Source organism: Natronomonas sp., from assembly GCF_036625485.1.
Classification (GTDB): domain Archaea; phylum Halobacteriota; class Halobacteria; order Halobacteriales; family Haloarculaceae; genus Natronomonas.
In genome coordinates this window covers 1-8,511 of record NZ_JAZKTR010000109.1, presented here as the reverse complement: position 1 = coordinate 8,511, position 8,511 = coordinate 1, and the positions used below count along the sequence as shown (strand labels likewise).

The window sequence follows — 8,511 nt, the reverse complement described above, 5'->3', positions numbered from 1 at the left end:
GGTAGTATCCACCCCCGCCATCGTCGCTATCGGTTTCCGTCTCCGTGGATTCGTCACCCTCCGTTTCGGTCTCGGCCGTTCCGCCCTCGGTCTCCACCCCGAGTTCCTCGCGGGCGCGGTCGTTCAGGTCACGAATCGCGTCGGCCGCGGCCTCGGGCAGGTCCGACCCGTCCGGTTCGGTGAGTCCGTTGGCGTCCGAACCGGCGTCGCCGACGAGGATCGACCCGACCATCCCGACGCTCTCGTGGGGCTTACAATGATAGTCGTAGACGCCTTCGGTCTCGAAGGTGGGCGTCTCCCGTTCGCCTTCCTCCATCGGGACGTCGAATACCTCGGTGCCGTTCGGGACGCGATGTTGACGGTCGTTGTCTGTGTGGTAGGCCGTCACGGTGTGAGAGCCGCTTTCGACGACGAACTCGACGGTCGTACCGGCCTCGATGGTGGCGAAATCCGGCTGGAATGCGTTGGAGACCAGCGTAACCGTCGTCTCGGAGTGGTCCCCTGTTGGCGTCGACTCGTCGGACTCGGTCGCTGTCGGTTCGTCAGTATCCGTCGGGGACGACCCCTCGTCGTCAGCACCCGTGTCGTCGCCGATACAGCCGGCGACGCTCCCGACGATGGCGGCACTCCCCAGTCCGCGCAGGACGGTGCGTCGTTTGTGGGCCATTGTCCGTGGTTACGGATAGGGGTAGCATCAACGGTTTCCGAATTTCCTCCGAACTTCGCGGGAATCGGCGGCGGTCTCCCGTGCCGTTTTTCCCGACGCCAACCGAACCCTCACCCATGTACGACGGCCCGATTCTCGACAACCACCTCCATCTGGACCCCGTCAACGGCCGCGGCGCCGAGGCAGCCGAGGAGTTCGCCAACGTCGGCGGCACGCACCTGAACGTCCTCAACAAGCCCTCGTGGCACCTCGTCGGCGACGTCGAGGGCGCCGAGGGGTTCCGTGAGACGTTCGACATCACCGTCGAGGTGACCGAGGAGGCCGACGAGATACTACCGGGCCGCGCGTGGCCCGTCCTCGGCGTCCACCCCGGTCTGATCTCGCAGTTGACCGACCGCGGCTTCGACGCCGAGGCAGCTGCCGAGTTGATGAAAACCGGCATCGAGGTGGCCGCCGAGTACGTCGCCGATGGGCCGGCGCTGGCCATCAAATCCGGCCGCCCACACTACGACGTCAGCGACGCGGTCTGGGAGGCCTCCAACGAGGTGATGTCCTACGCCTTCGAACGTGCCGCGGAGGTCGGCTGTGCCGTCCAGTTGCACACCGAAGGCGGCGAGGACTTCACGGATGTCGCCCAACTGGCCGAGGCCGAGGGACTGCCCCGAGAGCGGGTGGTCAAACACTACGCGAACGGCCACATCGAGGGGCCGATTCCGAGCGTTATCTGCGACAAGGACGAACTCGAACGCGCCTGCGGCGGCGACTGGCCGTTCTTCATGGAGACGGACTTCATCGACGACCCCGACCGACCGGGCGCGGTGTTCGGCCCGAAGACCGTCCCCAACCGGACGAAGTGGCTCGCCGAGGACGGCTACGAGGACTCGCTCTACCGCGCCCACGTCGAGACGCCGGCGCGGGTCTACGGCGTCGATACCGAAGCGACGCTGGAGTGAGCATCCGAGGCGTTCGACCGGCCTCCGGCTTCCGGGGACCGTCGGACGCCGGTCAGACGAACGGCCGGAACTATCTTTTAAGTCGCCCGTGAAGGGCCGGATGATATGTCAGCAAGCGTCGATACGGATGACTTGCCGTTCGGAGTAGGAGCGGTAGCGGGCGTGGTCGCGTGGCTGCTCGGCTACGTCGTGACCTATCTCATCGCCGCAACCGACATCGAGAATTCGGCATTGAACCGTATCGTCGAGGGCTTCGAGGGCGAATCCGCGACCTACGAACTCGTCGGCTGGGTCTTCTATAACGCTCACTTCGTCGACATCAGCTACGAGAACGTGGGATTCTTCCAGCCGCCGCCCAACTTCGTCGGCGGCGAGGACGGCTTCACCGCCGCACTGTACCTCCTGCCGCCAGCCCTTCTCATCATCGCTGGACTGGCGATCTCCCGGTATCAGGGCATCAGCGACCTCAGCGACGGTGCCGTCGCCGGCGCGCTCGTGACTCCGGGCTATCTCGTGTTGTCGATCCTCGGGGTCTTCCTCTTCGAGGTGACAGTCGGCGACGCCGCCGGCGCGCCGGACATGCTTCCGGCCATCGTCGTCACCGGAATCCTCTATCCGGTCGTATTCGGCGCCATCGGCGGGGCCATCGGGGGACAAACCGCAGGATAGATCGAAGCCACGACGGCCCGCGTTTTCGCGGAGTTACAGCGTCCGAGAAACTATCTCTCCCCACGGCTCGAAGCCGTGTCGTTCGTAGAACGCGTAGGCCCGCTCGTTATCCTGGTCGACGTCGAGCAGTAGCCGGTCCAGCGGCAGGTCCTGCTCGCGAGCGACGGCGACGGCGGCGTCCATGAGCGCGTCGGCGACCCCCTCACCCCGCCAGTCGGGGGTGACGTAGAGTTCGTTGATGACCGCCGCATCCCAGATGAAGGCGAGGCGTTCGGGGAGGAGGAACAGGTAGCCGACGACGCCGTCGGTGCGGTCGAGTCCGGCATCCGCGTCGGCCTCCGCGAGCAGGAGACACCGTTCCTCGCCGTCGACACAGCGGTCGACCCACGACAGCCAGCGGCGACGGTAGGCGTCGTCAAGTTTCGACTCGTATTTCGCGGCCTTCTCGTCGGTTCCCGTTCCGGTACCGAGGCCGGTCTCGAAAGCGATCTTGAGGTCCCACAGCGCCTGTCGGTCGGCATCGTCGCCGGGGTCGTAGGGGCGAAGCGTGATCTCCTCGGGGTGTTCACTCATCGTTCGACTCGGAGACGCCGGGGGATTGAAACCGCTTCGCTACGGCGACGAAGGCGCCGGCGACGATGAGGTAGAGTTGCCACCCCTGTACCGCGATAGGGAGGCGGCGGTCGACGGGTTCGTCGGGCGAGGGGTCCGCCGAGGGCTGGGCTGGGTTCGAAACGTGGGTCTCCTGTCGGCTCCCGCCGCCGCCGACGTCGACGGACTGCTGGCCCGTGTCGGGGTCCTCGAACACCTCGACGAACGTCTGGACGAACCCCTCGGCCGTCGAGTAGTAGGCCTCGCCCCCCAGTTGGAAGAACTGGTCGCGGAGCGGCCACAGCATGTTGACGCCCTCCAGGTGCGTCCAGTCGAGGAAGACGTGGGCGAAGAGGTGGACGAAGGCGCCGACCCACAGGAGCCGCGTTCCGTAGTTGCCGACCCGATGCCGTATCCACGATACCTCCCGAACGTGGGTCTCCCAGTAGAGGACCGCCATGCCGACCACCGGCAAGACGGCGTTGTGCAACAGCGTCCGGTGGGCGCCGTTCATCACCAACCCGACGAGGGTATCGGCATCCGGCAGCAGGACCGCCACGAGGAGGAAGACGGCCGCCCGACGGTCGTAGTACCGACCGAGGAGGCCGACCCCGACCAGGAACGCGAGGCCGACCTGAACGACCGTCGACGGCATCAGTGCCGCCCCCCTTCGGCGGCGAACTTGGCCGGGATGGCGGCGATGGCTCCGATCACGACGACGAGTTGCCACGCCGAATCCACGAAACGGACGACGCGGTCGGCGTCCGACGGGTTGCCGGTGCCGGCCGTCGGATTGACCCACGTCGCGATGTGACGGCTCTCGGTCGTGCCGACGGTCCGGACCGACAGGATGCTGTTGCCGAACTCGACGTAGGTCTGGATGACCCCCTCCTGGGTCGAGAGGACGAACTTGCCGACGATGGCGTAGTAGTCGTTCGAAAGCGGGTAGAGGACGGCGACGCTCTCGATGTTGAAGAGGTCGAGGCCGATGCCGGCGACGGCGTAGGCGGCGACGGCGACCCACGCGATTCGGACGCCATACCAGCCGTACCGAGAACGGAGCCACGATTCCTCGCGGCGTTCGGTATCCCAGTAGAGGAGGCTGGCGACCACAAGCGGGACGAATACCGAGTGGAGGGCGGCGTTCGTCGCGCCGTCGATGACGAGGCTGAGGGCGGCGTCGAGATCCGGCAGGGCGGCCGCGACGGCGACGACTGCCAGCGACCGGCGGTCGAAGGCCGCGCCCAGGAGGGCGACCCCGAGAAGGACGCCGACGGCGACGTTGACGAGGGTCGGCGGCATTAGCGGCTTGTTCGTCCGAACCCGCTTAAATTCGCGGGCGGGCATGTGGCGCGTCTGAAGTGGCCCCCGCGACAGCGACGGCGCCACGAAGGCACGCTTATACCCGTCGGCACGCTGGCTTGGAGTATGCGCGACCCCCGCGAGGAACTCGCCGAGCGAATCGCTGGCGAGGTCACTCTCTCCGCAGACCCCGGTGCGACGCTACGGAAGTGGCGCGAGGAGTTCGACGTCGCCCAGACGACGCTGGCCGAGCAGCTGGACGTCTCGGCCTCGGTCGTCTCCGATTACGAGAGCGGCCGGCGCGAGAACCCCGGCGTTCGCGTCGTCCGGCGCGTCGTCGAGGGACTGCTCGCGGTCGACGAACGTCGGGGCGGCGACCGCGTCCGCCAACACGCCCGCGTCATCTCCGCCGGATTCGAATCCGACGTGGTCTACGACCTTCGTGAATACTCCGCGACCGTCCCGATTACCCGCTTTCACCGGACCATCGACGCCAAAACCGTCACGACTGGGCAGGCCGATACCATCGCCGGCCACACCGTCATCAACAGCGTCGAGGCCATCAAACGGCTCTCCAGCGAGGAGTTCTACCGCCTCTACGGCCAGTCGACCAATCGCGCGCTCGTCTTCACGGACGTGACGCGGGGGGAATCGCCGCTGGTAGCCCTGCGAGTCGTTACGCCGACGCCCTCCGCCGTCGTCCTCCACGGCATCGAGGACGAGGACCTCTGGGAGCACGCACCGGCGCTGGCCCGGGCCGACGGCGTGTCGCTTGCGACGACCACGAAGCCGCTCGACGACCTACTGGACACGCTTCGTGACTTCCCATAACCGAGTCGGCCAGTAGCAGCGGCTTACCTCTCGTTCTGACCCGGCTTTCGAATCAGCGGCTGGTTAGTCTGTCCGCTCGATGGGCGTCGTCGTCGAATTACACGCAGAACACGCATGCGGCCCTTCGCTCAGGTAGACGGTACCGCACTCGGGACACTCGTGGAGGAGATTCGTGGGCGGTTGGCCTCCCGTCGAGGCGTCCGTTTCGTCGGACTCGCTGGTTGGTGCGCGGTTGAATATCGAATCGAGTTTTGATTTTATCAGTGACATAGTTGGGTCGGGTTCTAACGGCTCTCACCGTCGTTCGTACGCGTGAAACGCGACAAGGCCGGCCAGTCCGACACAGAGACCGAGTAACAACGCTATCGCATCGACGCTCGCAACGATGCCCGTTACCGCGCCGAGGAGCATGACCAAGGCACTAACGCCGGCGAATCGCTTGTAATGATGCCACGGGCGGGCATCGGAGTCCTCGCTGTCGAGGTATCGTTCGAGCTGAGTAGCGGTCGGGTTCCGTTCGATGAGGCCACGGTCCTGGTCGAACGTCACGACACCGATGCTGTCGAGTTTCGGGAGGTGGGACTGATAGAGCCCGACGTAGACGCGCTTGCGTTGCTTGGTATCGAGAGCCTCCGGTGTCGTGTCATGCTCGATGGCCGCGACGTGTTCGGCGAGTTCGGATAGCGTTACCTGCCCGGCGTGGTTGTCGAGGTACTGCAGGACTCGCCGCCGCCGAGCGTTTCTGAGCACGTCGAAGACGACATCCAGCGGTAACGCGTCCGCTTCCCGACCTTCGACGCTTGCCGTGGAGTCGGTGACCGCCCGTCCCGCCTCTGCCGAGGCATCCTCTTCAGCAGGGGTGGACTCGCGTTCCTCCCGTACCCCGGTCAACGCGATATTTCCCTCCGCTCGTGTTCGTTTATAGCTATCCTACTACTCACATCACGGTCGTATGCCACGACTGAGGGTATAGTTGTGCCTTGGCACACAATGCTTTCCCCCAATTTCGATTCGCTGTCCGTGGATTCACGGGAATCCAAGGCGAGAGCTGGGGAACCGATTCGACCGGATTACTCGGAGGTAGGACTCGCCTATATGTAACCGAGATCTCGTGGTCGTTTCAGTAAGCGCCCCTATAAAAACCGCGCGGCGATTCGCTGATGTGTTCGGCCTAGTCGTCGGCTTCAGCGGTCTCGGCTTCGGCTTCTATCGTGGCTCCGGCGTCGGGACCGTGGCTGTCCGCGCGGGGGAAATTGTCGATGGTCGCGCTGCGGAAGGCTTCCTCGTCGAACTCGTAATCGCCGTCGAGGAACTCGACGATCTGGTGGGTGTCCCGCATCGCGTTCTTCAGGCAGGTCGAGGCACCCGGCGATGGCGTGATGTTGTAGATGATGTCGTCCTCGACGATTTTCGCCTCGCCCATCTCGAGGGACTTCTTGCGCGTATTGACGATCTGGGGTCGGACGCCACCGTAGCCCTTCGCGCGTTCGATGTCGGAGGCCTCGACGTTCGGCACGACCTTCTGGACGTGTGGGAGGAACGAGCGCTTGCCGACCTCCGGCAGGTCGTAGACGAGGTTCTTGAGGACGTACGGCAGCAGCACGCGGTCCGAGAGGATGTTCGCGTAACTCAGGAACGCGGAGGCTCGGAGGCCGAACACGTCGAAGAAGTCGCTGACGGTCGAGATGCAGCCGCGTTCGAGGGCCGGCACGAGTTTCGCCGTCGGTCCGAAGCGCGTGATTGACGGGTCGTGGACGTCGGCGTCCCCGTGGACGGCCGCGAAGGGGAGTTTCTTCATCTGGAGGGTGTAGACCTTCCCGTTCAGGAGGTCGTCGGCGAGGAAGAAGCTCCCGGCGACGGGCAGAAGCGAGAGGTGTTCGCCGTAGCCCATCTCCTGGGCGATTTGGAGGCTGTGCGAGCCAGCGGCGACGACGGTCGTCTCCGCCGAGAAGGAGCCCTCGTCGGTCCAGATATCGAAGCCGTCGTCGGTCTCCTTGATGTCCTTGACTTCGGTGCCCGTGAAGACGTCGACGCCGGATTCGTCGCGGACGTCGTCGACGAAGGACTTCGAGGTCTGACCGTAGTCGACGGTGTAGCCGTCGGGCGTCTGGAGCGCGAGCAGTTCCTTGTCGGGGTCACGGCCCTCGACGACCGCCGGTTCGTGTTCGGAGATCTCGTCGCGGCCGATGGGTTCGAGTTTCGGGAAGAGGTCGCCGAAGCCCTCGTCGTAGTATCGGGATTCCAGCTTGTCGACCTCTTCGTCGCCGACCGCCAGCACCATCTTGCTCCGCTTGCTGTGCATCTCGCGGTCCGAATCGACGTTTTCGAGGTAACCGGCCAGAAGTTCGGCGCCCTCCTTTACCTCCTCGGCCTTTTCGAGGGAGTAGTTCGTCTCGATGTCCCCGAAGTGAAGCGTCTGGGAGTTGTTCGTGTGATCGGAGTTGATCGCCGCTATCTCGTCTTCCTTTTCGATGAGCGCGACCTTCTCTACGTCGGTGAAGTTCGCGACCGTATAGAGAAGCGACGCGCCCGATATTCCGCCACCAATGATGACTAGTTCGTATTCCTCGGACATTCTATAACGGAACCCTGCTACTCGTAACCACCGTGGACGGTCACTTAAGCCCCGTCATACGCCGCCTCTGCGGCATACGAGAACGAATATCACGGTTTTTCGAGCGATATCGAGTGGCATCGAAAGCAGCTACTGTCGGCGCGAAAACGCGGAGAAACGAGCGGCGTTATTCGACGAGGACGGCGTTGACCTGCCCGTCCTGACCGGGGCGGGAGGTAACGCGTGCGCGACCTTCCGAGGTCTCGACGATGGCGCCCTTCGTGATGATGTTCCGTCGAACGTAGTTGGGGTTCGAGGCGTTCTCGACGACGTCCTCGATGTCGGCGTTGACGACGCCGTCGTCGGTGGCGACGCTAGCGACGGCGCGAGCGACGGCGCGGAACTTCTCGTTCCCGCCGTGGGTATCGACGACCTTCAGTTTGTCCTCGCCGACACGGGTCTCGGTCGGCTCGCTACCGAGTTCGTGCTTGCGCTTTTTGCGTACGTTGCGGCGTCGACCGCCAGTCCGTTTCTTCTCGGACCGTCCGTGACTGTTCATATGCGTTAGCTATCCCGGGCGCGTACTTCAATGCCTCGGGTTGGAACGGGAGGATGTGATGTTCTGGTGTCTCGGACTGGTCTATTCTCACTTGAGCGTGGCGGCTCGTCTGACCATACCACCTCCGAAGCCCTCAGCCGGCTGGCGGTCGCTCAGCGACATATCTGACGGACGTGGTTGTGTCAGATAGGGGTCGCTGAGGAAGCCCTACCCGAGCGAAGCGAGGGGATCTTCCTCAGCGACCGCCAGCGGGCCGAGGGCTTTCCGGCTGTCTGCGGTGGGGGAGTCGCCAAGCTCTATTTATAAACAAACGACACAACCACCTAGCCGGACCGACGGGTATTTGGCCGCGCCACGTCAGCCAACATGCATGAGCCTCCGGACG

10 protein-coding genes are annotated in these 8,511 nt (G+C 64.5%); 3 read left to right on the top strand and 7 right to left on the bottom strand.

Annotated elements, in window-relative coordinates:
- On the bottom strand, window positions 1–667 hold a 667-nt coding region (locus V5A53_RS10790), incomplete at its 3' end, for a cupredoxin domain-containing protein (protein WP_332313619.1).
- Window positions 668–783: 116 nt separating this feature from the next.
- Here V5A53_RS10790 and V5A53_RS10785 point away from each other — a divergent pair.
- Entirely contained in the window at window positions 784–1,620 is an 837-nt protein-coding gene (locus V5A53_RS10785) for a TatD family hydrolase (RefSeq protein ID WP_332313618.1), read from the top strand.
- A gap of 105 nt (window positions 1,621–1,725) precedes the next feature.
- The gene (locus tag V5A53_RS10780; RefSeq protein ID WP_332313617.1) at window positions 1,726–2,289 is read left to right on the top strand and encodes a hypothetical protein; all 564 of its coding nucleotides are present in this window, start codon (window positions 1,726–1,728) and stop codon (window positions 2,287–2,289) included.
- 33 nt (window positions 2,290–2,322) lie between these two features.
- On the opposite strand, the gene V5A53_RS10775 is transcribed toward V5A53_RS10780, so the two are convergent.
- Genes V5A53_RS10775 through V5A53_RS10765 form a run of 3 tightly spaced genes read right to left on the bottom strand, consistent with a single transcriptional unit; the run spans window position 2,323 to window position 4,182 of the window.
- A complete protein-coding gene (locus tag V5A53_RS10775) occupies window positions 2,323–2,862 on the bottom strand; it encodes a GNAT family N-acetyltransferase (protein ID WP_332313616.1) in 540 nt (179 codons plus the stop codon).
- Window positions 2,855–3,535: a metal-dependent hydrolase gene (locus V5A53_RS10770; protein ID WP_332313615.1), complete on the bottom strand. Its 681-nt coding sequence runs from the start codon at window positions 3,533–3,535 to the stop codon at window positions 2,855–2,857. The genes V5A53_RS10775 and V5A53_RS10770 overlap by 8 nt, the downstream gene beginning before the upstream one ends.
- Window positions 3,535–4,182, bottom strand: a complete 648-nt coding sequence (locus tag V5A53_RS10765) for a metal-dependent hydrolase (RefSeq protein ID WP_332313614.1) — start codon at window positions 4,180–4,182, stop codon at window positions 3,535–3,537. The genes V5A53_RS10770 and V5A53_RS10765 overlap by 1 nt, the downstream gene beginning before the upstream one ends.
- A gap of 126 nt (window positions 4,183–4,308) precedes the next feature.
- Here V5A53_RS10765 and V5A53_RS10760 point away from each other — a divergent pair, with 126 nt between their 5' ends.
- Window positions 4,309–5,013 (top strand): helix-turn-helix domain-containing protein, encoded by a 705-nt coding sequence (locus V5A53_RS10760; protein WP_332313613.1) that lies wholly within the window; start codon window positions 4,309–4,311, stop codon window positions 5,011–5,013.
- 294 nt (window positions 5,014–5,307) lie between these two features.
- Here the strand turns inward: V5A53_RS10760 and V5A53_RS10755 are convergent, their stop codons facing one another.
- The 3 genes from V5A53_RS10755 to V5A53_RS10745 all read right to left on the bottom strand — a co-directional run bounded on the left by V5A53_RS10755 (window position 5,308) and on the right by V5A53_RS10745 (window position 8,126).
- A complete protein-coding gene (locus V5A53_RS10755; protein WP_332313612.1) occupies window positions 5,308–5,904 on the bottom strand; it encodes a DUF7344 domain-containing protein in 597 nt (198 codons plus the stop codon).
- Window positions 5,905–6,184: 280 nt separating this feature from the next.
- Window positions 6,185–7,588, bottom strand: coding sequence for an FAD-dependent oxidoreductase (locus V5A53_RS10750; RefSeq protein WP_332313611.1), 1,404 nt, complete (start codon window positions 7,586–7,588; stop codon window positions 6,185–6,187).
- 166 nt (window positions 7,589–7,754) lie between these two features.
- Window positions 7,755–8,126 carry a 30S ribosomal protein S8e gene (locus tag V5A53_RS10745; RefSeq protein ID WP_332313610.1) on the bottom strand — a complete coding sequence of 124 codons (372 nt, stop codon included), beginning with the start codon at window positions 8,124–8,126 and terminating at the stop codon, window positions 7,755–7,757.
- Window positions 8,127–8,511: the final 385 nt, after the last annotated feature.

Coding starts and splice junctions, on each gene's coding strand:
- V5A53_RS10745 (WP_332313610.1), bottom strand. CDS start 8,126: ATGAACAGTCACGGACGGTCCGAGAAGAAACGGACTGGCGGTCGACGC.
- V5A53_RS10785 (WP_332313618.1), top strand. CDS start 784: ATGTACGACGGCCCGATTCTCGACAACCACCTCCATCTGGACCCCGTC.
- V5A53_RS10780 (WP_332313617.1), top strand. CDS start 1,726: ATGTCAGCAAGCGTCGATACGGATGACTTGCCGTTCGGAGTAGGAGCG.
- V5A53_RS10775 (WP_332313616.1), bottom strand. CDS start 2,862: ATGAGTGAACACCCCGAGGAGATCACGCTTCGCCCCTACGACCCCGGC.
- V5A53_RS10750 (WP_332313611.1), bottom strand. CDS start 7,588: ATGTCCGAGGAATACGAACTAGTCATCATTGGTGGCGGAATATCGGGC.
- V5A53_RS10770 (WP_332313615.1), bottom strand. CDS start 3,535: ATGCCGTCGACGGTCGTTCAGGTCGGCCTCGCGTTCCTGGTCGGGGTC.
- V5A53_RS10760 (WP_332313613.1), top strand. CDS start 4,309: ATGCGCGACCCCCGCGAGGAACTCGCCGAGCGAATCGCTGGCGAGGTC.
- V5A53_RS10765 (WP_332313614.1), bottom strand. CDS start 4,182: ATGCCGCCGACCCTCGTCAACGTCGCCGTCGGCGTCCTTCTCGGGGTC.